The organism is Pseudomonas tensinigenes (assembly GCF_014268445.2).
GTDB lineage: Bacteria > Pseudomonadota > Gammaproteobacteria > Pseudomonadales > Pseudomonadaceae > Aquipseudomonas > Aquipseudomonas tensinigenes.
The window spans coordinates 5,438,827-5,462,982 of sequence record NZ_CP077089.1 but is presented as its reverse complement, the minus strand read 5'-3'; the positions used below and the strand labels follow the sequence as shown (position 1 = coordinate 5,462,982).

The following is a 24,156-nucleotide window of genomic DNA, read 5'->3' as shown; positions in this document are numbered from 1 at the left end:
AAAGAGTGCTTGCTGGCTATTCTCCGGGCGAAACCTGTATAAGAAAAACCAATAGTGCTGATCGCTCATTAGGAAAACTGATGTTCGACTACAAATTGCTTTCTGCTCTGGCCGCCGTGGTCGAGCAGGCCGGATTCGAACGGGCCGCGCAGGTACTGGGCTTGTCGCAATCGGCGATCTCGCAACGGATCAAATTGCTTGAAGCTCGGGTCGGTCAGCCGGTGTTGATTCGCGGCACGCCACCGTCGCCGACCGAAATCGGCCGGCGTCTGCTCAACCATGTGCAGCAGGTGCGTCTGCTTGAGCGTGACCTGCAAACCCTTGTGCCCGCGCTGGACGAGGAGGGTTTGCCGGAACGTTTGCGCATCGCCCTTAATGCCGACAGCCTCGCCACATGGTGGGCCGAAGCGGTTGGCGACTTCTGTGCCGAACAACATTTGCTGCTCGATCTGATTGTCGAAGACCAGACCGTCGGCCTCAAACGCATGCGCGCCGGTGAAGTCGCCGCGTGCCTTTGCGCCAGCGAACGGCCGGTGGCCGGCGCGCGCAGTGTGTTGCTCGGGGCGATGCGGTATCGCGCGCTGGCCAGCCCGGCGTTTATCGAGCGGCATTTCCCCGACGGCGTGCGTGCCGAACAATTGCCGCGCACCCCGGCGCTGGTGTTCGGCCCGGACGACTTTCTCCAGCATCGCTATCTCGCCTCGTTGGGCGTCGACGGTGGATTCGAACACCATTTGTGCCCGTCCTCGGAAGGCTTTATCCGCCTGACCGAAGCCGGATTGGGCTGGGGGCTGGTGCCGGAACTGCAAGTGCGCGACCAACTGCAACGCGGGTTTTTGCGCGAACTGTTGCCAGATAAACCGATCGACGTGCCGTTGTACTGGCATCATTGGCGCAATGGCGGTCAGCTGCTGGGCTTGCTGACCGAGCAATTGCTGCGTTCATCGGCGCAATGGCTGGTGCCCTGGAAGCAGCCATGAGCGTCAAGCTGCAAGCGGCAAGTTAAAGCGCTTGCACACTGTTTTAATCTTGCAGCTCGAAGCTTGAAGCTCGCAGCTGGTTTCATTGGAGCTTTGCATGAAAATTCTGGTCACCGGCGCAAGCGGCTTCATTGGCGGACGCTTTGCGCGTTTCGCACTGGAGCAGGGCCTGGACGTGCGGGTCAACGGTCGCCGGGCCGAGAGCGTCGAGCATCTGGTGCGCCGTGGTGCCGAGTTTGTCCCCGGCGATCTGACCGATCCCGATCTGGTCCGCGAGTTGTGTTCCGGCGTCGAAGCGGTGGTGCATTGCGCTGGCGCCGTCGGACTGTGGGGACGCTATCAGGACTTCCACCAGGGCAACGTGCAGGTCACCGAAAACGTTGTCGAAGCCTGTCTCAAACAGCGCGTCCGGCGTTTGGTGCATCTGTCGTCGCCATCGATCTATTTCGATGGTCGCGATCATTTCAACCTGACCGAAGAGCAAGTGCCCAAGCGCTTCAAGCATCACTATGCCGCGACCAAGTATCTGGCCGAGCAAAAGGTCTTCGGTGCGCAGGAATTCGGCCTGGAGACCATCGCCCTGCGCCCGCGTTTCGTCACCGGCGCCGGCGACATGAGCATCTTCCCGCGTCTGCTCAACATGCAGCGCAAGGGCCGGCTGGCGATCATCGGCAATGGCCTGAACAAAGTCGACTTCACCAGTGTGCAGAATCTCAACGAAGCGATGCTCAGCAGCTTGCTGGCCGCCGGCTCCGCGCTGGGCAAGGCCTACAACATCAGCAATGGCGCGCCGGTGCCGCTGTGGGATGTGGTCAATTACGTGATGCGCAAAATGGAAGTGCCGCAAGTCACCAAGTACCGTTCGTATGGGCTGGCCTACAGCGTCGCGGCGCTCAATGAGGGTGCGTGCAAGCTCTGGCCGGGGCGTCCGGAGCCAACCCTGTCGCGTCTGGGCATGCAGGTAATGAACAAAAATTTCACCCTCGACATCAGCCGCGCCCGGCATTATCTCGACTACGATCCGAAAGTCTGCCTGTGGTCGGCGCTGGATGAGTTCTGTGCGTGGTGGAAAGCTCAGGACATCCGTTGAAACGATTCGGCCGGGCGGCAATGAACCGTGTAGCCGCTTGGGGGTCAATCCCTGCGGCTGCGGCGGTTATACTTCGCAGCATTTAGCCATCACCGCGTTTCACAAAGGTTGCCTCAATGTCCATGCGTAATGATGCCCACGACGATTTCGATGATGTCCCGAGCCTGCGTGCCGACGCCTTCGACGACGATGACATTCCGACCACCGCCCGCACCTCCGTACACTCGCGCACGCCGCCGGTAGTCAAGGTCAAGGCAGCCAGCACCGGGCCGTTGTGGGCCTTGGTCGGCGCATTGTTTTTCGCCTTCATCGGCCTCGCCTGGTGGAGCTTCCAGCAGATCTCGCTGATGGAACAACAACTGGTCGCGACCCAGGAAAGCTTTGCGCGGATCAGCGAAGAAGCCGCCGGGCGCTTGCAGGACATTTCCGGCAAGGTTGTCGCCAGCCAGTCCAACGTCACCAGTGACAGCGAGGCTCTGAAGCTGCAAATCAAACAGCTTGAAGGCAAGCTGCTCGATCAGAGCAAACAGCAGCAAGGCGTAGCGGGGCAGGCCAGCGATCTGGACAAACGCTTGGCACAGATGACCGCGCAGACCACCGAACAGCAGAACGCCAACACTCAGTTGCAGGCACAGGTCAAAGCCTTGAGCGCTGAGCTGGCGACCGTGAAAAGCACACCGGCCGACACCAGCAAGGTCGACACGCAGTTGAAGGCCTTTGACGCCCAGCTCAAAAGCCTCGGCGCCGATATCGCGGCACTGAAGAAACAGGGCAACCCGAGCGCGGCGATCGATCGTCTTGAGCAGGAAATCGTCGTGCTCAAAAGCGAACAGGACAACCGCCCGGCAACACCGCAGGGCGGCGGCAATACCGCCGAGTTCGACGCCTTCCGTGCGCAGATGACCCGCAACATCAACACCCTTCAGGCGCAGATTCAGAATTTGCAGCAGCAGATCAATTCCCGCCCATAAGCTTTGTTGATCAGTGCAGGGGGTTCTGTAATCCCCTGCATCATTCTGAATACTCGTACATCACCCCAAGCCGTCTACGCTCTTGAAACACCAACAAGAACGAGGGATGCGCTATGGGTTTTTTGCATAAAGTGGCCTGGCTCGGCGTGATGTTACTGGCCGGTTTCAGCCAGGCCAGCGCCGCCACTACCGCCAAGGATGACAGTCAGGCCGCCATCGCCTTGCTGGAAAAAGCCCTGGCCTACTACCACGACAACGGCGACAAGGCGTTCGCCGCGTTCAGTCGTCAGGGCGAGTTCGTCGACAAGGATCGTTACGTGTTCGTGGTCGATACCAAGGGCGTGATGCTCGCCAGCGGCGGGCCTTCATCAGCGTTGATCGGTCGTGACGTCAGTGAAGTGCTTGGCCCGGATTTGCAGAAAACCTTCAAGGACGCGTTGAAAGTGCCGGAAGGCAATGGCATCCAGCAGGCCGAGTACCGTTGGCAGAACTGGGCCGATGGCAAGGTCGAGCGTAAGCATGTGTTTTATCAACGCATCGGCCAGCGAATTCTTGCGGTTGGGTATTACTTGCCGCGAGCCTCGGCGGAGCAGGCCAAGGCATTGCTCGAGAAAGCGGCGACTGATTTGGGCAAAGACGAGAAGGGCACGCTGACGGCGATCAACTCGCTCAAGGGTGGCTACTTGCAGGACGACTTGTATGTGTTTGTGGTCGATCTGGACACCCAGCGCTACGTCGCCCACGGCACCAATCTGCGCTTGATCAACACCGACTTTGGCAAGATCAAGGATCCGGATGGCAAACCGGTGGGCGAGCCGATTCTGGCGCTGATCGGCAAGCAGGATGAAGGCGAGTATGAATACCGCTGGAAAAACCCGGTGACCGGCAAGGTCGAGGACAAACATGCTTACCTGAAGAAGGCCGGGCATTTCCTTGTCGCCGTCGGTTACTACAGCCCTTGAATGAAATACCGTCCCCCTGTGGGAGCGAGCCTGCTCGCGAAGGCGTCGTCTCAGCCAACATCCTGTTTGAATGACACACCGCTTTCGCGAGCAGGCTCGCTCCCACAGGGTTTTGTGGTGTTGCGGTTATTTGGCGCCGTGCTCGCGACCGCGCAGCAGGTTGTTCGGCATCGCAATCGCCGCTGCCAACCCGAGCAACGAAACCGCCGCACTCACCCACAACAAATGCCGGAATGTCACCAGCAATTCCGCCCGCAAGGCGTTCTGCGCATCCCCCGGCGCGGCGTTCAAACCATCCAGCAGGACGTTGCCCGAATGGCCCTCGCTCATCAGCGAACTGCTCGCCAGATGGGCGAAACTCGAATCCTGCAACAACGCCAGCAACAGCGCCGACATCAACGCCACGCCCACCGCACCGCCGAGGGAGCGAAACAGGTTAGTGGTGCTGGTCGCTACGCCGATGTCGCGTTGTTCCACCGAATTCTGTGTGCCGACCAGCGAAGTCGGGAACTGCATGCCGCTGGAAATACCGCAGAGCAACATGAACAGACCACTGACCAGTGTCGCCTCGGGCGGGCTGGACGCCATACCGAGAATCGCGATCGGCATCAGCAGAGCGCCGGTCAGAATCTGTGGTTTGTAACGCCCGGTGATCGACGTGCGCCGGCCGGCGAAAAATGCACCAATCGGCAGCCCCATCGCCAATGGCAACAAGTGCAAAGCGGCGCTGTCAGCTCCGGCACCGGTCACGGTCTGAAAGCGCAGCGGCATCAGCACAATCAGCGAAATCGCCTGGAAACTGGTAAAGAAAATCGTGCACCAGCACAGCAACGCGTTGCGGTTGGCAAACAGGTGCATCGGCAGCAACGGCTCCCGCGCCCGGCGCTCGTGCCAGACAAACACCGCCAGTACCACCACCGCACAGGCGAACAGGCCAAGCACTTCACCGCTGCGCCACGAATGACCCTGACCAACCTGAGTAATGCCCAGCAACAGGGCAGTGAGGCCGATGATCATCAACAACGTACCGAGGTAGTCGATGACTGGTTTGCGCTGCGGAATCGGCAGCCCGCGCAAGTTGCGCCGCGCCACCCACCAGGCACCGAGGCCCAGCGGCAGGTTGATCAGAAATACCCAGCGCCACGACAGGTATTCGGTCATGTAACCGCCGAGTACCGGGCCGGCGACACTCGCCACCGCGTACATGCTGCTGAAGTAACCCTGATAGCGCCCGCGTTCACGCGGCGGCACGATGTCGCCGATGATCGCCTGGCTTACCGAGATCATCCCGCCAGCGCCGATGCCCTGAAGGATCCGCGCCAGCACCAGTTGCTCCATGCTTTGCGCCATGCCGCAAAACAGTGAGGCGAGGGTGAACAGGCCCATGCCGAACAGCATCAGTTTGCGCCGCCCGTACAAGTCGCCGAGCTTGCCGTAGATCGGCACGGCCACCGTCATCGCGACCATGTACCCGGAAATCACCCAGGCCAACAGGCTGACGTCCTTGAACTGCGCAGAGATGGCCGGCATCGACACGGCGACGATGGTTTGATCCAGCGCGCCGAGAAAGATCGCCATCATCAGCGCCACCAGCACGTTGCGAATGGCCGGTTTGGGCGTTTCGGGGTGATTGAGATTGGTCACGGGCAAAACCTGCGGGCAGTGAGAGTCCCGCAGATCGTCAGGCGAGCGGGGATGCTCGCCAGTGTAAGTCGGTAGCAGGCTATTCGATAGCCTCGTACGGAAGTCCAACGTAATTTTCTGCAATGGTTTTTCGCCCCGCTTCTGAACTGACAAAGTAGTCCAGTTCCGAGGCGCTGATGCGCTGGCTGAAAGCGTCGTGATCATCGAAGCGGTGCAGCATCGAGGTCATCCACCAGGAAAAGCGCTCGGCTTTCCACACGCGGCGCAGGCAGATTTCCGAGTACTTCTCGAGCAGATCGGTGCGGCCGTCGCGGTAAACCTTCAGCAGAATATTGAACAGCGTGCTGACGTCACTCGCCGCCAGATTCAAGCCCTTGGCGCCGGTGGGCGGGACGATATGCGCGGCGTCTCCGACCAGAAACATCCGCCCGAACTGCATCGGTTCAACGACAAAACTACGCAGCGGCGCGATGCTTTTTTCGATCGAAGGGCCGGTGACCAGTTTCTCGGCAAGCTCTACTGGCAGACGATTTTTCAACTCATCCCAAAAGCGTTGATCGCTCCAGTCATCGACGTTTTCATCCGCCGGCACTTGCAGGTAATAGCGGGTGCGGGTGGCCGAACGCATGCTGCACAAGGCAAAGCCGCGTTCATGGCGGGCGTAGACCAACTCGTCATGCACCGGCGGCGTGTCCGCCAGAATGCCCAGCCAGCCAAACGGATAAACCCGCTCGAATACTTTCAGGCAATCGGTGGGAATCGACTGCCGCGCGACGCCGTGGAAGCCGTCGCAACCGGCAATGTAATCGCAATCGACGCGAAAGGTTTCGCCGTCCTTTTCAAAGGTGACAAAAGCTTCGTCGCTTTTCATGCCATGAGGAACGACATCGCGTGCCTGGTAAATCGTCGGCGCGCCAGCCTCCCGACGAGCGGCCATCAGGTCGCGGGTGACTTCGGTCTGGCCGTAGATCATCACGCTCTTGCCGCCGGTCAATGCGTGCAGATCGATGTGCACCTGACGCCCGTCCAGAGCCAGATCGAAACCCCCATGCACCAGCCCTTCGGCGTCCATGCGCTGACTCACGCCAGCCTGACGCAACAGCTCTACCATGCCTTGTTCAAGCACACCGGCGCGGATGCGGCCGAGGACATAATCCGGCGTCTGGCGTTCGAGGATGAGGGTATCGATGCCAGCGTTGTGCAATAACTGGCCGAGGAGCAATCCGGACGGACCGGCGCCGATAATGGCGACTTGGGTTTTCAGCGTTTTCATTGTTTTTATGACTCGCAAGCTTCACGCGGCCAAGACCGGTGAATGATTTTTATGGATCGAGTGCTTGCATTTTTCCCTTGCGGGTCTGTCAATTGAAGGTGAAAACTGAGCCGATACCTGTACATTCTGCCAATCGGTGCGATTATCGCCCACAACCCCGAGGCCTGGATTGAAGTGATGAACAAGCCTGAGCTGCCTTCGATTCCAGTGTTCAAGCTCTACGGTGAAAGCCTGGACTGGCCGACCCCTGACTTGCTGCACTGTGAAACCATTTCCTCCCGCAGTCGCGAACACGAGTGGGAAATCAAACCCCACCGCCATGCTGATTTGTGCCAGTTACTCTTCGTCTTCAAAGGTCAGGCAGAGCTTGAGATCGAAGGGCAGCGCACGCAACTCGACACCCCGGCCATTCAAGTGCTGCCACCGTTGTCGGTGCACGGCTTTCGTTTTTCCGAAGACGTCGAAGGGTTCATCGTTACCCTCGCCACACCGCTGATCAACCACTTGCAGGCGCAACTGGGCGATTCAGTACACGCGCTGGCCAGCGCAGAAAACTACCCGGCAGGCAACGACGGCGATTACCTCAACAGCCTGTTCTCGGCGTTGCAGGCCGAATACAACGGTCATCAACCGGCGCGAGAAATGCTCATGCATTCGCTGGTCAGCGTGATCATGGTCTGGGTCAGCCGTCAGGCGATCGTGCGCCATAAAGCCAGTCAGCGGCCGCAACGTCAGCGCGAATATCTCAATGGCTTTATTCAGTTGGTCGAGGAGACTTACCGCCAGCACGTCAAGGTCGAAGACCTGGCACATCGCCTGGGGATTTCGGTGTCGCACCTCAACGGCACGTGCCGTGAGCTGGCCGGGCAACCGGCGTTGCAGATCATGCATGAACGTCAGTTACTGGAGGCCAAGCGCTTGCTGACGTACACCAGCATGACGATTTACGAGATGTCGGAGTTGTTGGGGTTTTCCGATCCGACCAACTTCACGCGGCTGTTCCGGCGCCGGGTGGGAATCTCGCCAAAGGCTTTCCGCGACAGCCTCAAGGCCGAGCAATAACCACTCACACCACAAAACCCTTGTGGGAGCGAGCCTGCTCGCGAAGGCGTCCTGTCATTCGACTCAAATGTTGACTGACCCACCGCTTTCGTCGGATCGCCGCCCGGAGCCGGCTCGCTCCCACACAGAATCGCATTCCAGCCCAGATGATTCAGCGCAATGCATTCAGCGTGGCATTGTGCGGAATGCAGCGCTCGAAATTGCAGCTCGCATACTCGCGCGGCAACTGTCGCAACTGCTCGACCCGCCAGGCAGCGGTGCCGTACAGCGCCAGCGTGGCGGCGCAGGTGATGAAAATCGCGACGTACCTTCTTGTTTTGATGTTCATGGCGTTGACCTCTGAACGACATACCCTGCGGTATTACTTTCAGCATAGGTCAGCGGCGGGGAGTTGCCAGCGAGTGCGCTTGAGCTTGTAACTGGCCATTCAGCATATCGATAGCCACTGTGGGAGCGAGCCTGCTCGCGAAAGCGTCCTGTCATTCGACTCAAGTGTTGACTGACCCACCGCTTTCGCGAGCAGGCTCGCTCCCACAGTTAAATGGGTTTACAGGCCGATATCCCATTCGGGGTTTTCCGGGAATCTGAGCACCAGAAAATCCAGCATGCTGCGCAACGCCGCCGGCATGTGTTTGCGCGAGGCGTACACCGCGTAGATGCTCATCTGCCGCGGCTCCGCATGCGGCAGCAGTCGCACCAGTTCACCGCTGTGAATATGCACCCCGGCCTGATAGGTCGGCAGCATCGCCACCCCGGCGCCCGCCAATGTCGCGCGCAATAACGTGCTGGCCTCGTTGGCGCTGATATTGCCCTGTACCGGCACAGAGACCGGTTCGCCATCCTCCTCGAAATGCCACAGGCTCTTGCCGAAATACGAGTGCGTCAGGCAGTTATGCCGACTCAATTCCTCGACCCGCAACGGCGCCGCTTGCTCCTTTAGATAAGCCGGCGCGGCGCAGACCACCGAACGACAAACGGTCAGGCGTCGGGCAATCAGGTTGGGGTCGAGATCGTTACTGGTGCGAATCGCCAGATCGATACGCTCATCCACCAGATTCACCGTGCGATCGAGCATTTGCAGGTCGATGCTGACTCCGGGGTAGCGTTTGACGTAAGCGGCCATCGCATCGGCCAATTGCGCCTGGCCAAACGAGGTACTGACGCTGATCCGCAGTAGCCCGCGCGGGGCGTCGTGGGGTTCGCTGACGGCGGCCTGCATGTCCGTCGACAGTTCGATCATCTGCCGGCAACGCGGCAGGATTTCACTGCCGGCGGCGGTCAGGCTCAACTTGCGTGTGGTGCGGTGCATCAGACGTGCGCCGACCCAGTCTTCCAGCTCCGCCAGATAACGTGAAACCACCGGCCGCGACAGGTCCAGATGATCGGCCGCCGCCGACTGGCTGCCCAGATCCACCACTGTCACAAACACCCGCATTGCTTGGAGACGATCCATGATTTGCCCGCTTTCAGAAACAAACTATGTTCAAGCATCGCATTTTTTGTACTGAGTCAGGCAACTAAGCTCTGTCCCATCGCCAAGCACGGCATTCGGACACCGGAGCAACAGATGATCGGCTTCACCACACTCAAACGCGTTCTGCTCGCCACCGCTTCCCTGGGTTTCGCCGCGCATGCAGCGGCTGCCAACCTGACCCTCGATGTCTACAACCCGGGGACCAACGCGATTTTTCCGGTGACCTCGGTGCTGGTCAGCGGTGAGAAAGACGCGATCCTCGTCGATGCGCAGTTCGGCAAGTCCCAGGCTGAACAGGTCGTGGAAAAGATCCGCGCCAGCGGCAAGCACCTGACCACCATCTACATCAGCCACGGTGACCCGGATTACTACTTCGGCCTCGACACCCTGACCCAAGCGTTCCCCGATGCCAAGGTGCTCGCCTCGCAACCGACCGTCGATCACATCAACAAAACCGTCGCCGGCAAACTGGCTTTCTGGGGCCCGAAAATGGGCGCCGATGTGCCAGCGAAAACCATCGTGCCGGGCGTACTCAAAGGCGACAGCTTGATGCTCGAAGGGCAGAAATTGCAGGTGGTCGGCCTCGACGGCAAACAACCGGATCGCAGTTTTGTGTGGATTCCGTCGCTCAAAGCCGTGGTCGGTGGCGTGGTTGTCGCCGAGAACATCCATGTGTGGATGGCTGACACCCAGACCGCGCAATCCCACGCCGACTGGCTGGAAACCCTGCACTCGATCGAAACCCTCAAACCGAACACCGTGGTGCCGGGGCATTACCTCGGCAACAGCAGCCGTTCGCTGGCCAGCGTGAAATTCACCGCCGACTACATTAAGGCGTTCGACGCTGAAACCGCCAAGGCCAAAGACTCCGCCGCACTGATCGCCGCGATGAAAAAACGCTACCCGAAACTGGGTGAGGAAAGCTCGCTGGAGTTGAGTGCGAAAGTCGCCAAAGGCGAAATGCAGTGGTAAGCCGAATCTGAAAACGCAGCACTCTCAAGCCAACTGGAGAATGTCATGAGCAAGATCGCAATCATTGGTGCCACCGGCCGTGCCGGTAGCCAACTGCTGGAAGAAGCCCTGCGTCGTGGCCATAGCGTAACCGCTATCGCCCGCGACACTTCGAAGATCGGCGCGCGTAACGGTGTGGTCAGCAAGAATGTCGATGTGCTGGATGGCGCAGCGCTGCAAGACGCGGTAGCCGGTCACGATGTGGTGATCACCGCTGCGCATTTCGCCACCGTGCCTGCGGCGGCGATTGTCGGGCCGGTGAAGCAGGCTGGGGTGAAGCGTCTGTTGGTGGTGGGCGGTGCCGGTTCGCTGTTGCTGCCGGACGATACGCGAGTGATCGACAGCGCGGGTTTCCCGGCGGAGTACAAAGCTGAAGCCAGTGCCGGTGCGGCGTTTCTTGAGGCGTTGCGTCAGGAGCAGGATCTGGACTGGACCTTTCTGTCGCCGTCGGCAGAGTTTGTTGAAGGTGAGCGCAGTGGCAAGTTTCGTGTCGGCCAGGATCACTTGCTGGTGAGCGCTGAAGGGCGTAGCTGGATTACCTTTGCCGATTACGCGATTGCGTTGATCGACGAAGTGGAGGCGCCGAAGCATTCGCGTCAGCGGTTTACTGTTGGTTACTGATTGAGGCGTTTCTGAGGGATTGGTCTGGCTCTGGATCTTTTCCCCCTCACCCCAGCCCTCTCCCCCAAGGGGGCGAGGGGGAAAGGGAGCCGATCTTCAAGCTTTTCAGGTCCTGAGTTCGACTCGGTATTTCAAGTCGGTGTAGCTCGACAAAACAACTCGGTCAGTCCCCTCTCCCTCTGGGAGAGGGTTAGGGTGAGGGAAAAAAGCCTCACCGCAAATGCGCCTGCTCCACCAGCCAGATCATCAGTTCTTCCAACTGCGGCGAAGGCTCGGTTCCCGCAGGCACGACGACGTAATACGCCAGCCCCGTCTTCACCTTCAACTCAAACGGCATCACCAGCCGCCCGGCGCGCAAGTCATCACCAATCAACGACCAATCCCCGATCGCCACTCCCGTCCCATGCGACGCCATCGACATCGCCTGATCCAGCGTTTCGAAATGCTGACCGCTGCCGAGGTTGTTCAGTCGCAGCTCAGCCGCGTTCAACCACACCGACCAATCCTGAATATCGTGAGTGGGGTGCAGCAGCAGATGCTGTTGCAGATCTGCCGGTGAATTCAGCGCTGGCGAGCCCTTAAGCAAAACCGCTGAACAGACCGGTGTCAGTTGCTCGTCGAACAAGTGCAGTGCGCCCGGCGAGTTGTCCGGGGGCGGGCCGTAGATCACCGCGGCATCGAATTGCTCCCGCTGGAAGTCCACGCCGTGTTGTAGCGAGGCGGTGAGTTTTACCGGCAGGTCCGGGCGTTCTTTCTGCCATTGCAGCAAGCGCGGCAGCAGCCAGCGCATCACGCAGCTCGGCGCTTTGAGTTGCAGGGTTTCGCGCTGCAGGCCGATTTGCTCGGTCGCCTCGCTGATCAGGCCGAAGACTTTTTCCACCCGCGGTAGCCATTCACGTCCTTCGGCGGTCAGCGCCAGGCCACGGGCCAGACGGATAAACAGCGGATAACCGAGATGCGCTTCCAGCCCGGCGATCTGCCGGCTCACTGCGCCTTGGGTGATGTGCAACTGCTCGGCGGCGCGGGTGAAGTTGCAGCACTGCGCGGTGATCAGAAACGTGTGCAGAGCGGGCAGGGGAGGCAGGCGTTTCATGGGGATCCAAGGTATGACGTGAGGACATGGCTAGTATGACTTTTAATCGATTGTTGCCGCTACCTGCCGACCGTTCCAATGAAGCCATTCCACGGACCCTGTGGGAGCGAGCCTGCTCGCGAATGCGGTCTGACATTCAACATCTCCGTTGCCTGACACACCGCTTTCGCGAGCAGGCTCGCTCCCACATTGGTTCGGTGTCTTCAGCGAACAAGAAGGGCAATCGACATGGCGACGTGTGGCGAAGTACTGGTCAAGTTACTCGAAGGTTATGGGGTCGAGCAGGTGTTCGGCATTCCCGGGGTGCACACCGTGGAGCTGTATCGCGGGCTGGCGCGTTCGAGCATTCGCCACGTCACGCCTCGGCATGAGCAGGGCGCCGGTTTCATGGCTGACGGCTACGCGCGCACCGCTGGCAAACCGGGCGTGTGCTTCATTATTACCGGCCCGGGCATGACCAACATCACCACCGCCATGGGCCAGGCGTACGCCGATTCGATCCCGATGCTGGTGATCTCCAGTGTGCAATCGCGCAGTCAGTTGGGCGGTGGGCGCGGCAAGCTGCATGAATTGCCGAATCAGAGCGCACTGGTCGCAGGCGTTGCGGCGTTCTCGCACACTTTGATGTCCGCCGCTGAATTGCCGGTGGTGCTGGCGCGTGCTTTTGCCTTGTTTCAGGCCGGTCGTCCACGTCCGGTACACATCGAAATCCCGTTGGACGTGCTGGTCGAAAACGCCGACGAATTGCTCGCCAGTGTGCCGGTCAATATCGACCGCGCCGGCGCTGCGCCAGCGGCCGTCAAACGCATGAGCGAGCTGCTGGCTGAAGCCAGACGTCCGCTGATTCTGGCCGGTGGCGGTGCCATCGACGCAGCGCCCGAGTTGACCAGACTCGCCGAACTGCTCGACGCACCGGTGGCGCTGACGATCAATGCCAAAGGCATGCTGCCGGGCAACCATCCGCTGCTGATCGGCTCGACCCAGACGCTGGTTGCCACCCGCGCGCTGGTCGCCGATGCCGATGTGGTGTTGGCCATCGGTACCGAGCTGGCCGAGACCGATTACGACGTCACGTTCGCCGGCGGTTTCGAGATTCCCGGCAAACTGTTGCGCATCGATATCGACGCCGATCAGACCGTGCGCAACTACCCGCCGCACCTGGCATTGGTCGCCGACGCGCGCAACGCCGCGCAAGCGTTGCTTAACTCTCTGTCGCAGGAAAAACTCGGCGAACGCAGCAGCGATTGGGGCCAGGCCCGCGCCGACAAACTGCGCGCCGAACTGGCCGCAAGCTGGGATGCACCGACCCTCGCGCAAACCCGTTTCCTCGACACCGTACTCGATGAGTTGCCCAACGCCGTATTCGTCGGCGACTCGACGCAACCGGTGTACACCGGAAATCTGACGTTCAACCCGGATCATCCGCGCCGCTGGTTCAACGCCTCGACCGGTTACGGCACCCTCGGTTACGCCTTGCCGGCAGCGATTGGTGCCTGGCTCGGTGGCCAACTCGACCAAGGTGCGCGCCCTGCGGTGGTGTGCCTGATCGGCGACGGCGGTCTGCAATTCACCCTGCCGGAACTGGCCAGCGCGGTTGAAGCGCGGGTGACGGTGATCGTCCTGTTGTGGAATAACCAGGGCTACGAAGAGATCAAGAAATACATGGTCAACCGCGCCATCGAGCCGGTCGGCGTGGACATCTACACCCCGGATTTTGTCGCTGTGGCCAAGGGCCTTGGCTGCGCGGCTGAAGCCATCAGCAGCATCGAACAACTGCGCACTGCGTTGCGTAGTGCAAGCGATCGTCAGGGTCCGACCCTGATTGAGATCGATCAGACCCAATGGATGCAGGCGGTGGCGCAATGATCAGTTTCCCGACCACACTCGACGGTCTCTACATCAACGGCCAATGGTCGGCCGGCCGCGAACATCTGCGAGTGATCAACCCGTCCACCGAAGCGCTGCTGACCACGGTCAATGGCGGAGACGAGCACGCCGTCGACCAAGCCGTCGCTGCTGCCAGCGAAGCCTTCAAGAGCTGGTCGCTAACCAGTGGTGCCGAGCGCGGCGCAATCCTGCGCAACATCGCCAATGGTGTGCGCAACGGTCGCGAGCACTTGATGAAACTGCAGTCGAGCAACAACGGCAAACCGCAGTTCGAAGCGGCTATCGACGTCGATGACGTCATCGCAACCTTCGAGTATTACGCCGAACTCGCCGAAGGCCTCGACGCGAAACAGGACAGCAACGTGCCGCTGCCCAGCGATGATTTCAGTGCACGCCTGCGCCGCGAACCGTGCGGTGTGGTCGGGCTGATCGTGCCGTGGAATTTCCCCATGGTCACCACGGCATGGAAGCTTGCACCGGCGTTGGCGGCGGGTTGCTGCGTGGTGCTGAAACCGTCGGAAGTGACACCGCTGCCGGAGCTGGAGCTGGCGGCGATCATTGCTGAATCGGGTCTGCCGAACGGCGTGTTCAACCTCGTCTGCGGCACTGGGCTGGCGGTCGGTGCACCATTGGCGGCGGATCCGCGTATCGGCAAAATTTCCTTCACCGGCAGCAATGCGGTCGGCGTGCAAGTGATGCAGCGTGCGGCGGAAACGGTGAAGGGCGTCAGCCTGGAGTTGGGCGGCAAATCTTCGCTGCTGGTGTTGGCGGATGCAGATCTCGATCTGGCGGTTGAGCTGGCCTGTGGCGGCGCATTTTTCAACGCCGGGCAGATGTGTTCGGCGACCAGTCGTGTGCTGGTGGCTGATGAGCTGGAAGAGGAATTCCTCCGCCGTTTGCACAAGCGTGCGCAAGCGATTCGGGTTGCCGATCCGTTCGATGCGGAGGTGGAAATGGGTGCGCTGGTCAATCAGGCGCAGTACCAGCGAGTGCTTGGGCACATCGACCGTGGGCTCAGCGCGGGGGCGCGTTTGCTTTGCGGCGGCAATCGCCCGGCGGATCTGCCGCGCGGCTATTTCTTGCAGCCGACCGTGTTCACCGACGTGCCGCTGGACAGCGCGCTCTGGTGTGAAGAGATTTTCGGACCGGTGCTGTGTGTGCGCAGTTTCACCACTGAAGCGCAGGCGATTGCCTTGGCCAATGACACGCCGTTTGGTTTGGTAGCCAGTGTGGTGACGAGCGATGCTGCTGCGGCGGATCGCGTGGCCAATGCCTTGCAGGCGGGGATGGTGTGGATCAATGCGCCGCAAGTGATTTTCCCGCAGGCGGCGTGGGGCGGGTACAAGCAGAGCAGTATTGGCCGCGAGCTGGGGCCTTGGGGGTTGGCGGCGTTTCAGGAGATCAAGCATGTGATCCGGGCGGTGTAAAAGCCGACCCTCACCCCAGCCCTCTCCCGGAGGGAGAGGGGGCCGACCGAGGTGTCTGGCGCTGTCCATCGACCTGAAAAATCCGGTCGATTATGGATTCAAAGCCAATCGTTCAAGTCGGTGAGCCTCTTGAATATTCCCCAATCAGTCCCCTCTCCCTCCGGGAGAGGGTTAGGGTGAGGGGCTTCTAACGGTCACACCGAAAGTCGCAACCGCGCCAAATCCCTTAACGGCGGCGCACCAAACAGCCGGCTGTACTCACGGCTGAATTGCGACGGACTTTCATACCCCACCCGATACCCCGCCGCCGAAGCCTCCAGCCCCTCCGCCAGCATCAACCGCCGCGCCTCTTGCAAGCGCAACTGCTTCTGATACTGCAACGGACTCATCGCCGTCATCGCCTTAAACCGGTGATGCAACGTCGACACACTCAAATTCACTTCTTTGGCCAGATCATCAATGCGCAGCGGCTGCTCGAAGTTGCCGTTGAGCCATTTGATCGCCTGACTGATGCGATGGCTCTGACTGTTGGCAATCGCGATTTCATACAAGCGATGCCCCTGTGGACTGCGCAGCAGGCGATAGAGAATCTCCCGGCGAATCAGTGGCGCAAGCATGGCGATGTCTTTCGGCGCATCGAGCAAACGCGCCAGACGCAGCACGGCATCAAGCATCGAACTGTCGATCTTCTCGACATACAAACCGCGCCCGGTCGGCCGGGTCGGCACGCCCATCGGGCCGGCATCGGCAATCAGTGCGGTGATTTCTGTCGGATCGATGTCCAGGCGCACGGCGAGGATCGGTTCTTCCGGCGAGACATTGACCACGCGCCCGCTCAGCGGCATCGAAACCGACACCACCAGATAATTCAGCGGGTCGTAATTGAAGTACTCGTCAGCCAGCCGCACCTCTTTGCGTCCCTGCGCCATGATGCACAGCGCCGGTTGCGCGAGCACCGGCGCGAAGTCATGGGACTGGGTGTGGCGCGACATGAACAGCGAGCCGATGGCGGTCTCGTAGCTGCCATCGTCGGTGGTGTTGCGGCGGATGATCGCCGCCAGTTCTGCGCGCTGTTTTTCCATGTCAGCGCTGGGTTCGGCTTGAAAACGATCGAATGACGTCATGCACGGCATCCTCGGCAGGGGAGGTGGAATGGAGCAGAGCATATGTTTGTGCAAGCGCCAGCGGTAGACACATCCTGCGAAATGCTTGCCTGATTCTGCCCCGGGGTGTTCCCGCGCTTGTCGCGATCCAACCCTGTAGGAGCTGCCGAAGGCTGCGATCTGTTGATCTTCAAGGCAAAATCAAAAGATCGCAGCCTTCGGCAGCTCCTACACAAAACGCGTATGACAACCGTGTGACGCAGTTTTACAGGTTGTTACAGGTTCTGCGTGCAGTCTCGCAGGATTGTGCAACGCGGCGGCAGGAATCGACTAACGGCGGCCGGCGTGCTGCCCTTAACCTTTGATCCTGTCGCAGCCCGTCCCCCGGCTGCCACGCGACTCCCTGGGAGGGTTGAACATGTCCAAGCAGATTCCCGTCAGTCATATGGCCTTCGTTCGAGCGCGCGCCGGGCGTTCGGCGGAACTCGGCGTACGCCTGAGCGCATTGATCGAGCCGTCCCGCGCCGCCCCCGGTTGCCTGAGCTTTGCCTTGCAGCATTCGCAGTGTGATCCCGAGTTGTGGCTGGTCTCCGGGTTCTGGAGCAGCCAGCAAATGATGACTAACTATTTCAACAGTCCGTCGATGGAAATCTTCGCCGAGCTGGTGCAGGAACTGGTGGTCAACAGCCTCGACTTCCACACTTTCAAGGACGTGTCGGCGGCGCAAGCCCTCGGTCAATGCCCGGCGCCGGTACACAAACTCGTCGGTTGAGGGTTTAATGTCCGGCTTGTTTGTCTGAGCCGGGATATGTGACATGGCACGTAAAGAGTTCGAACACTTCGAAGCAGTTTCCGCAGTCGTCCCCGTCGAGTTGGGTGGCAACAAGGGCTATCACGCGGCAATCGCGGTCAAGGCCCTGGTCGATGGCGGTGCACCACGCTTTCACAAACTGCTGAATGATCAGGTCTTCCCCGGCGCCATCGCCGCCGATGAGGCTGCCATCAACGAGCTGGATAACCTCAAGGGCGTCACTGACGACGCCGAGTTGATCTGGTAACGCGTTACTTGGTGGCGCCCGGACGCCACATCTTGAACAGGGCCTCAGGCCCCAGCTGGAAGTAATCCGCCGGCCCGCCGCCGCGCAGAATCGGTTCTGCCGCGGCGGTGTCGTAGATGCCGTCCTTCAACAGCCATTTGGCGATGTGCACGGCGACCACTTCGCCGAGGATCAGCCAGCTCGGCACGGTTTCGCCATCGGCGCGCTGCAACTGAATGATCTGCGTGACCTTGCACTCGAAGGACACCGGACTTTCGGCGACCCGTGGCACCGAAATCACCTTTGACGCGACCGTCGTCAATCCCGCCAATTCGAATTCATTGACCTCAGGCGCGACCATCGCGCAGCTCTGATTCATCTGCTCGGCCAGTGGTCGGGTGGCGAGGTTCCAGACGAATTCGCCGGTCTGCTCGATGTTGTTCAGGCTGTCTTTGCGCCCGACGCTGGAAAAACCAATGATCGGCGGGATGTAGTTGAAGGCGTTGAAGAAACTGTACGGCGCCAGGTTCAACTGGCCGTTGGCATCCTGTGAGGAAATCCAGCCGATCGGGCGTGGGCCGACGATGGCGTTGAACGGATCGTGGGGCAGGCCGTGGCCGTTGGCGGGTTCGTAGAAATGGATGTCATCGGGCATGGCGGGTGAATTCCTGAGGCTGCTTTTTAGATGCAGCCATAGTGCAAGGACGTCCCGCATATTTCCAGCCAGACACCGATATTCCAAGCTATGAAATTCCCCTGTGGGAGCGAGCCTGCTCGCGAAAGCGTCGGGTCAGTTGCATTGATATCGCCTGACACGACGTCTTCGCGAGCAGGCTCGCTCCCACAGGGTTTGATGTGAACTCAGGAAATTGTCATCCCCCAGAAATGACTAAGCCCGGCCGAAGCCGGGCTGTGCGCTTTACAGCAGGGGTTAGCTGATGGCAGCCGATTGAGTGCGGTCGTAACCGTCGGCAGCGAAAGTCGCGGAGCCAGTGCGGTCATAGCCATCTTCAGCGAAAGTCGCGGAGCCAGTGCGGTCGTAGCCATCTTCAGCGAAAGTCGCGGAGCCAGTGCGGTCGTAGCCGTCTTCAGCGAAGGTCGCGGAGCCGGTACGGTCATAGCCATCTTCAGCGACAGCAGCAGAACCGGTGCGGTCATAACCATCAGCAGCAACGGCGGAACCAGTGCGGTCATAACCGTCGGCGGCGAAGGTGTTGGCAGCCAGTACGGACAGGGCGAAGGCAAGGATCAGTTTGGTTTTCATGTTCTTTACTCCAGATTTGTTGGCGGGTGTGTCTTGCATGCGTTTAATGCTACGCCAATTAAGTTGATTGAAAAGCGCAAAATAATGCTAAAAACAATCGATTAACTTGATGTTAAGGGCGGCGGATTTAAATCGCTTGCGTCGTCGAAGCGAACGCCGCGCAGGTCATCGATCAGGTAGGGGCAGAATGCTTCGCCAGCATTAATTAGCGATTAATCGCGTTGCGGCGTGTGTAAGGAATTTTTCATGCGGGTCAGGGAAACGCGGCGACCCCAATCGCGAGCAGGCTTGCTCCCACAGGGAAATGCATTCCAGATGTGGGAGCGAGCCTGCTCGCGAAGAGTCCATCACAGCCACCGTTGCAGTGGCTGTGAACAGCCGATCAGTCAGTAACGATGCGCGAGTGCTTCTGGGTGTCTTTCATGGTGATGTACACCAGCAACGACACCGCGATGCACGCCGTTACATACCAGTAGTAACCGGTTTCCATGCCGATGCTCTTGAACCAAAGTGCGATGTATTCAGCGGTGCCGCCGAAGATCGACACGGTCAGTGCGTACGGCAGGCCAACGCCCAGGGCGCGGATTTCAGTCGGGAACAGCTCGGCTTTCACCACGGCGTTGATCGAGGTGTAGCCGCTGACGATGATCAGCGCCGCCATGATCAGGAAGAACGCGCCCCACCAGGTCTGGATGGTGTGCAGGGTCATCAGGATCGGCACGGTGAAGATCGTACCGAGTACACCGAAGGCGATCAGGATCGGACGACGACCGATCTTGTCCGACAGGCCGCCGATGATCGGTTGCAGGCACATGAACAGGAACAGCGTGGCGGCAGAAATGGTGGTCGAGTCGGAGATGCTCATGCCGACGGTGTTCACCAGATACTTCTGCATGTAGGTGGTGTAGGTGTAGAACGCCAGGGTGCCGCCCATGGTCAGGCCGACCACAGTCAACAGCTCTTTGGGGTGGCGCATCAAGGTGCGCATCGCGCTTTCCTTGGACTTTTCTTTCTTGGTGAACGACTCGGTTTCTTCCATGCCGCGACGCAGGTACAGCGCCACGACCGCACACAGCGCGCCGATGGCGAACGGGATACGCCAGCCCCACGCGTACAGCTGTTCAGTGGTCAGCACGTTCTGCAGCACGATCAGCACGCCGAGGGCGATGAGCTGGCCGGAGATCAGGGTCACGTACTGGAAGCTGGAGAAGAAGCCGCGACGTTCCTTGGTCGCCATCTCCGAGAGATAGGTCGCCGAGGTGCCGTATTCGCCACCGACCGACAGGCCTTGCAGCAGTCGGGCGAACACCAGCAGGATCGGTGCGCCGATGCCGATGGTTTCGTAGTTTGGGCTGAGGGCGATCAGCAGCGAGCCGAAGCACATCAGGTAGACCGAGGCCATCAGGGCTTTTTTACGGCCGACCTTGTCGGCGTACATGCCCATCAGCCAGCCACCGATCGGACGCATCAGAAAGCCGACGGCGAAAATCGCAGCGGTGTTCATCAGTTGGGCGGTGGTGGAACCGGCAGGGAAGAAGGTTTTCGCGAAGTACAGGGAGAAGGCGGCATACACATACCAGTCGTACCACTCGACCATGTTGCCGACGGAACCGCTGAAGATCGATTTGATCCGGCTGGCGGTGGTTCTTTCTTTGGCGGGCACGGCAGCCGACCCAAGTGGCAGGGCGTTGGAGTTATCCATTGAAGGATCCTTCGTTTAATTGTTTTTGTGGAGCGCGTTGGAACGCAGCCTGCGATGGCTATAGCAGGAGGTGTGCCAACGGGGGGAGTGGCGGTTTAGAGGGGGTGGCGGGATTGGGTGAGCGGGATATCGCCGAAGGATCTGGTTTGATGAGCGGATTTCCGCTTATTGGGGCGAAGATCAAAAGCCCCTCACCCTAGCCCTCTCCCGGGGGGAGAGGGGACTGATCGAGGTGCTTTTGATAGTTACGCCGACCTGAGAGATCGAGTCGAACTCAGGTTTCGAAAAGCATGAAGATCGGCTCCCTTTCCCCCTCGCCCCCCTGGGGGAGAGGGCTGGGGTGAGGGGGATGGATTTCAGCCACACCAAAAAATCCCGACCCTGCCTCACTCAGCCAGAAACATCTCCCGACTCAACCCATGCCGCTGCAGCTTTTCATTGAACGTACGGCGCGGTAGTTGCAACTCTTCCAGCACCGCTTTCACATCGCCCTTGTGCCGGGTCAGCGCCGCGCGCAAACACTGCGCCTCAAACGCCTCCTGCTGCGCCGCCAGCGATTGCCCCGGATCAATCCCCGGTGCCGGCTCATCCAGCCCCAGCACTTGACGTTCGGCAACGTTCGCCAGTTCGCGCACGTTGCCCGGCCAGTCGTGGCTGAGCAGATGACTCAATTGCGCGCCACTCAAGGGCGGAAAGGTGCGCCCCAGGCGTTCAGCGGCATTCTGGGCGAAGGTTTCGAACAGCAGCGGAATGTCTTCGCGACGATCGCGCAACGGCGGCAAGCGCAGCTCGGCGACGTTGAGGCGATAGGCCAGATCCTCGCGAAAACGTCCGGCCCGAGCCTCGTCGAGCAGATCCGGTTTGGTCGCCGCGACAATCCGCAGATCGACACGAATGCTCTGGTTCGAACCCAGCCGTTCAAGCTTCTGCTCCTGCAACACCCGCAGCAGTTTCACCTGTTGGGCCAGCGGCATGCTTTCGATTTCATCGAGAAACAGCGTGCCACCGTCGGCGTATTCCAGCTTGCCGATGCGCTTGCCCGAAGCGCCGGTAAATGCACCGCTCTCGTGGCCGAACAACTCGGCCTCGAACAACTGCTCAGGGATCGCCGCGCAGTTCAGTGCTACAAATGGCTTGGCCGCGCGCGGACCGAAATCATGCAGGCATCGCGCAACCAATTCCTTGCCGCTGCCGGTTTCACCACGGATCAACACGTTGACCGGCAGCGTCGCCAGATCCAGCACCTGCCGGCGCAACGTCTGCAAACCACGGGACACGCCGAGCAACGTCGCATCGAGTTTTGCGCGGTTGTCGGCCTGCTCGTGCAACGCACGGTTTTCCAGAATCAGCCGGCGTTTGTCCAGCGCCCGGCGCAAGCTGCCGAGCAGGGTTTCCGGGCTGAACGGTTTTTCCAGAAAGTCGTAGGCACCGTCGCGCATTGCCTCGACGGCCATCGGTACGTCGCCATGGCCGGTGAGCAGAATCACCGGCAGATCGGCATCGCGTTTCTGCACTTCGGCCAACAATGCCAGGCCGCCCATGCCGGGCATGCGCACGTCGCTGAGGATCACCCCGGCAAAGTGCGCGGGCAGGGCGGCGAGGCATTCTTCGGCGCGGCTGAACAACTGCACCTCGAACCCCGACAGGCTCAGCCACTGCTCGACGGCGCTGCGAATGCTGCTTTCGTCATCGACCACCATTACCGAATTGAGCATCAGATATGTGCCTCCAGATCGATCGGCAAAGTCAGGCTGAACACCGCGCCGCTGTCGCCATTTTCGGCGCTCAGACGACCGCCGGATTCATGCACGATAGCGAAGGATACCGCCAACCCCAGGCCCAGACCGTCGCCCACCGGTTTGGTGGTGAAGAACGGATCAAAGACCTGGCCCAAATGGTCTTCGGCAATCCCGCCGCCATTGTCGCTGACGTTCAGACGCCACAATTGTTCATCGGCTTCCAGACGGATTTCCAGACGTTTGCAGGGTTTGCCCTGCATCGCATCGAGGGCGTTGCGCAGCAGGTTGATCAGCACCTGCTCCAGGCGAATCGCATCACCGCGCACCCACGCCGGACGGGTCAGGTGCAGCACCAGGCTGACCTGTTCGTCGCGCAGCCGTGCATCGAGTAACTGCAGGGATTGATCAACCACCGTCGCCAGATCCAGCCGCTCGCGCAAGCCGCTGGGGCTTTTGCGCGCGAAAGTCTTGAGGTGGCCGGTGAGGGCAGCCATGCGCGTGAGCATTTCGTCGACCGGTTTCAACGCTTTATAGGCATCGTCGACGCGGCCATGCTCGAGCAGCAGACGCAAGGTCGCCAGTTGCATGCGCTGAGCGGTCAGCGGCTGATTGATTTCATGGGCCAGCGCAGCGGACATCTGCCCGAGCGCGGCGAGTTTGGCTGATTGCACCAGACCGTCCTGCGCAGTGCGCAAGTCGCGGGTGCGTTCTTCCACCAACTGTTCAAGTTCTTCACGGTTGCGCTGACGGATTTTCGACAGGCGCCAGCGCTGGTTGAGAAACAGCAGCAGGAACACTAGCGCCAGCCACACCCCGGCGGCGGCCAGCCCGGCGTTGCGCAGGTCTTCGAAGGCCACTTGCGGATGACGCAGCAGGTGCAGGGTCCAGCCTTCGGCGCTCAGGGGCAGCGATTCCCACAGATAATCCGCTGTGCCTTGCGGGCCTTCGACGCGGCGCAGATCGCTGTTGTCATCGAAGCTGCGCAGCGACAAGTGGGTCAAGGGCAGCAGCGACTGTTTGTCGTACTGCCGCGTGGCTTTGATCTCGGCCATGTCGCTGGCGCTCAACGGCCGCAACGCGCGATAACGCCAGCCGGGTTGGTTGGCGATGAAAATGATCCCGCGCGCATCGCTGACCAGCAGGGTGTCATTGCCCTGACTCCACTCGCGTTCCAGTTCGGGGAATTCCAGCTTGACCACCATCGCACCAAGGAACTCGTCGTGGTCGCCGAGTACCGCACTGGAGAGGAAATAACCGGGAATCCCGCTGGTCACGCCCACTGCATAAAAACGCCCGGTGCCTTGGGTGCGGGTCTGACTGAAGTAGGGGCGGAAGCCGTAGTTGTGACCGACGTAACTGCTCGGCAGGCGCCAGTTGCTCGCGGCCACGGCGAGGCCCGTGTGGTCGAGCAGTTCAAGGGTCGAGGATTGCGCCGCGCCGTTGATCTTTTCCAGTTTCAGATTCAGCGCCGCTTGTTCATCTGCATCGACGGGGCCGGCCAGTGCCGAACGCAATTGCGGATCCAGCGCGAGCACGGCGGGGAGGGCTCGGTAGCGATCGATCAAGGTATGCAACGAATTGGCATACAGCGCCAGTTGCTGGTTGGCGCGGGCGGCGTCCTCTTCCAGTGCCTGGCGTTCGGCGTGACGGATCGCCAGGGTCGCGGCGAGCGCGGTACCCGCGATGATCAGCAGGGTATAAAACGACAGACGCACAGTACGGGAAGTCGGCAGCATGCTGGGCAAACGGATGGCAGTCGGGCGGGCACGATAGCATGCCGGCAGGCGGGAACATTGTCCCCGCTCAGAAAGCCGCC

The 24,156-nt window shown here is 60.4% G+C and carries 22 protein-coding genes; 11 read left to right on the top strand and 11 right to left on the bottom strand.

Annotated features, from left to right (window positions below):
- The first annotated feature begins 80 nt into the window (after nt 1-80).
- The 4 genes from HU718_RS24220 to HU718_RS24205 all read left to right on the top strand — a co-directional run bounded on the left by HU718_RS24220 (nt 81) and on the right by HU718_RS24205 (nt 4,003).
- Nucleotides 81-980 (top strand): LysR family transcriptional regulator ArgP, encoded by a 900-nt coding sequence (locus tag HU718_RS24220; protein ID WP_186615397.1) that lies wholly within the window; start codon nt 81-83, stop codon nt 978-980.
- Between the two features lie 97 nt (nt 981-1,077).
- Entirely contained in the window at nt 1,078-2,070 is a 993-nt protein-coding gene (locus HU718_RS24215; RefSeq protein ID WP_186615399.1) for an NAD-dependent epimerase/dehydratase family protein, read from the top strand.
- A 116-nt stretch (nt 2,071-2,186) separates the two neighbouring features.
- Nucleotides 2,187-3,041, top strand: a complete 855-nt coding sequence (locus HU718_RS24210; RefSeq protein WP_186615401.1) for an ATPase — start codon at nt 2,187-2,189, stop codon at nt 3,039-3,041.
- Between the two features lie 113 nt (nt 3,042-3,154).
- Nucleotides 3,155-4,003 (top strand): cache domain-containing protein, encoded by an 849-nt coding sequence (locus tag HU718_RS24205; RefSeq protein ID WP_186615403.1) that lies wholly within the window; start codon nt 3,155-3,157, stop codon nt 4,001-4,003.
- A 126-nt stretch (nt 4,004-4,129) separates the two neighbouring features.
- Here HU718_RS24205 and HU718_RS24200 read toward each other — a convergent pair whose 3' ends face one another.
- Both HU718_RS24200 and pobA read right to left on the bottom strand, forming a co-directional pair.
- Complete coding sequence (locus tag HU718_RS24200) at nt 4,130-5,647, bottom strand: MDR family MFS transporter (RefSeq protein ID WP_186615405.1); 1,518 nt, start codon at nt 5,645-5,647, stop codon at nt 4,130-4,132.
- 79 nt (nt 5,648-5,726) lie between these two features.
- On the bottom strand, nt 5,727-6,911 hold the full coding sequence (gene pobA, locus HU718_RS24195) for a 4-hydroxybenzoate 3-monooxygenase (protein ID WP_437180884.1): 1,185 nt from the start codon (nt 6,909-6,911) through the stop codon (nt 5,727-5,729).
- A gap of 186 nt (nt 6,912-7,097) precedes the next feature.
- Between pobA and HU718_RS24190 the strand changes: the two genes are divergently transcribed.
- Complete coding sequence (locus HU718_RS24190; protein ID WP_116030017.1) at nt 7,098-7,982, top strand: helix-turn-helix domain-containing protein; 885 nt, start codon at nt 7,098-7,100, stop codon at nt 7,980-7,982.
- Nucleotides 7,983-8,133: 151 nt separating this feature from the next.
- On the opposite strand, the gene HU718_RS24185 is transcribed toward HU718_RS24190, so the two are convergent.
- Both HU718_RS24185 and HU718_RS24180 read right to left on the bottom strand, forming a co-directional pair.
- Nucleotides 8,134-8,310, bottom strand: a complete 177-nt coding sequence (locus HU718_RS24185) for a hypothetical protein (RefSeq protein WP_007912636.1) — start codon at nt 8,308-8,310, stop codon at nt 8,134-8,136.
- Between the two features lie 219 nt (nt 8,311-8,529).
- Nucleotides 8,530-9,435: a LysR family transcriptional regulator gene (locus HU718_RS24180; protein ID WP_202883838.1), complete on the bottom strand. Its 906-nt coding sequence runs from the start codon at nt 9,433-9,435 to the stop codon at nt 8,530-8,532.
- 114 nt (nt 9,436-9,549) lie between these two features.
- Here HU718_RS24180 and HU718_RS24175 point away from each other — a divergent pair, with 114 nt between their 5' ends.
- Entirely contained in the window at nt 9,550-10,428 is an 879-nt protein-coding gene (locus HU718_RS24175; RefSeq protein WP_186615409.1) for an MBL fold metallo-hydrolase, read from the top strand.
- 45 nt (nt 10,429-10,473) lie between these two features.
- Nucleotides 10,474-11,088: an NAD(P)-dependent oxidoreductase gene (locus HU718_RS24170; protein ID WP_186615411.1), complete on the top strand. Its 615-nt coding sequence runs from the start codon at nt 10,474-10,476 to the stop codon at nt 11,086-11,088.
- 211 nt (nt 11,089-11,299) lie between these two features.
- On the opposite strand, the gene HU718_RS24165 is transcribed toward HU718_RS24170, so the two are convergent.
- Entirely contained in the window at nt 11,300-12,181 is an 882-nt protein-coding gene (locus HU718_RS24165; RefSeq protein ID WP_186615413.1) for a LysR substrate-binding domain-containing protein, read from the bottom strand.
- Nucleotides 12,182-12,409: 228 nt separating this feature from the next.
- Here HU718_RS24165 and HU718_RS24160 point away from each other — a divergent pair, with 228 nt between their 5' ends.
- Both HU718_RS24160 and HU718_RS24155 read left to right on the top strand, forming a co-directional pair.
- Entirely contained in the window at nt 12,410-14,047 is a 1,638-nt protein-coding gene (locus HU718_RS24160; protein WP_186615415.1) for a 5-guanidino-2-oxopentanoate decarboxylase, read from the top strand.
- Nucleotides 14,047-15,495: an aldehyde dehydrogenase family protein gene (locus HU718_RS24155; RefSeq protein WP_186615433.1), complete on the top strand. Its 1,449-nt coding sequence runs from the start codon at nt 14,047-14,049 to the stop codon at nt 15,493-15,495. Before HU718_RS24160 ends, HU718_RS24155 begins: the two co-directional genes overlap by 1 nt.
- 194 nt (nt 15,496-15,689) lie before the next feature.
- Here the strand turns inward: HU718_RS24155 and HU718_RS24150 are convergent, their stop codons facing one another.
- On the bottom strand, nt 15,690-16,619 hold the full coding sequence (locus HU718_RS24150) for an AraC family transcriptional regulator (protein WP_122598826.1): 930 nt from the start codon (nt 16,617-16,619) through the stop codon (nt 15,690-15,692).
- A 397-nt stretch (nt 16,620-17,016) separates the two neighbouring features.
- On the opposite strand from HU718_RS24150, the gene HU718_RS24145 reads away from it, so the two are divergent.
- Together HU718_RS24145 and HU718_RS24140 are read left to right on the top strand one after the other, a co-directional pair.
- On the top strand, nt 17,017-17,370 hold the full coding sequence (locus tag HU718_RS24145; protein ID WP_093430529.1) for a putative quinol monooxygenase: 354 nt from the start codon (nt 17,017-17,019) through the stop codon (nt 17,368-17,370).
- A gap of 43 nt (nt 17,371-17,413) precedes the next feature.
- Nucleotides 17,414-17,656: a hypothetical protein gene (locus HU718_RS24140; protein WP_016985292.1), complete on the top strand. Its 243-nt coding sequence runs from the start codon at nt 17,414-17,416 to the stop codon at nt 17,654-17,656.
- 4 nt (nt 17,657-17,660) lie between these two features.
- On the opposite strand, the gene HU718_RS24135 is transcribed toward HU718_RS24140, so the two are convergent.
- The 5 genes from HU718_RS24135 to HU718_RS24115 all read right to left on the bottom strand — a co-directional run bounded on the left by HU718_RS24135 (nt 17,661) and on the right by HU718_RS24115 (nt 24,076).
- On the bottom strand, nt 17,661-18,290 hold the full coding sequence (locus tag HU718_RS24135) for a flavin reductase family protein (RefSeq protein WP_095121359.1): 630 nt from the start codon (nt 18,288-18,290) through the stop codon (nt 17,661-17,663).
- Between the two features lie 276 nt (nt 18,291-18,566).
- Nucleotides 18,567-18,899: a hypothetical protein gene (locus tag HU718_RS24130; RefSeq protein ID WP_110718838.1), complete on the bottom strand. Its 333-nt coding sequence runs from the start codon at nt 18,897-18,899 to the stop codon at nt 18,567-18,569.
- A 382-nt stretch (nt 18,900-19,281) separates the two neighbouring features.
- On the bottom strand, nt 19,282-20,601 hold the full coding sequence (locus tag HU718_RS24125; protein ID WP_007912608.1) for an MFS transporter: 1,320 nt from the start codon (nt 20,599-20,601) through the stop codon (nt 19,282-19,284).
- Nucleotides 20,602-20,987: 386 nt separating this feature from the next.
- Nucleotides 20,988-22,316 (bottom strand): sigma-54-dependent transcriptional regulator, encoded by a 1,329-nt coding sequence (locus HU718_RS24120; protein ID WP_186615417.1) that lies wholly within the window; start codon nt 22,314-22,316, stop codon nt 20,988-20,990.
- Nucleotides 22,316-24,076 carry a sensor histidine kinase gene (locus HU718_RS24115; RefSeq protein WP_150706913.1) on the bottom strand — a complete coding sequence of 587 codons (1,761 nt, stop codon included), beginning with the start codon at nt 24,074-24,076 and terminating at the stop codon, nt 22,316-22,318. Before HU718_RS24115 ends, HU718_RS24120 begins: the two co-directional genes overlap by 1 nt.
- Nucleotides 24,077-24,156 lie beyond the last annotated feature (80 nt).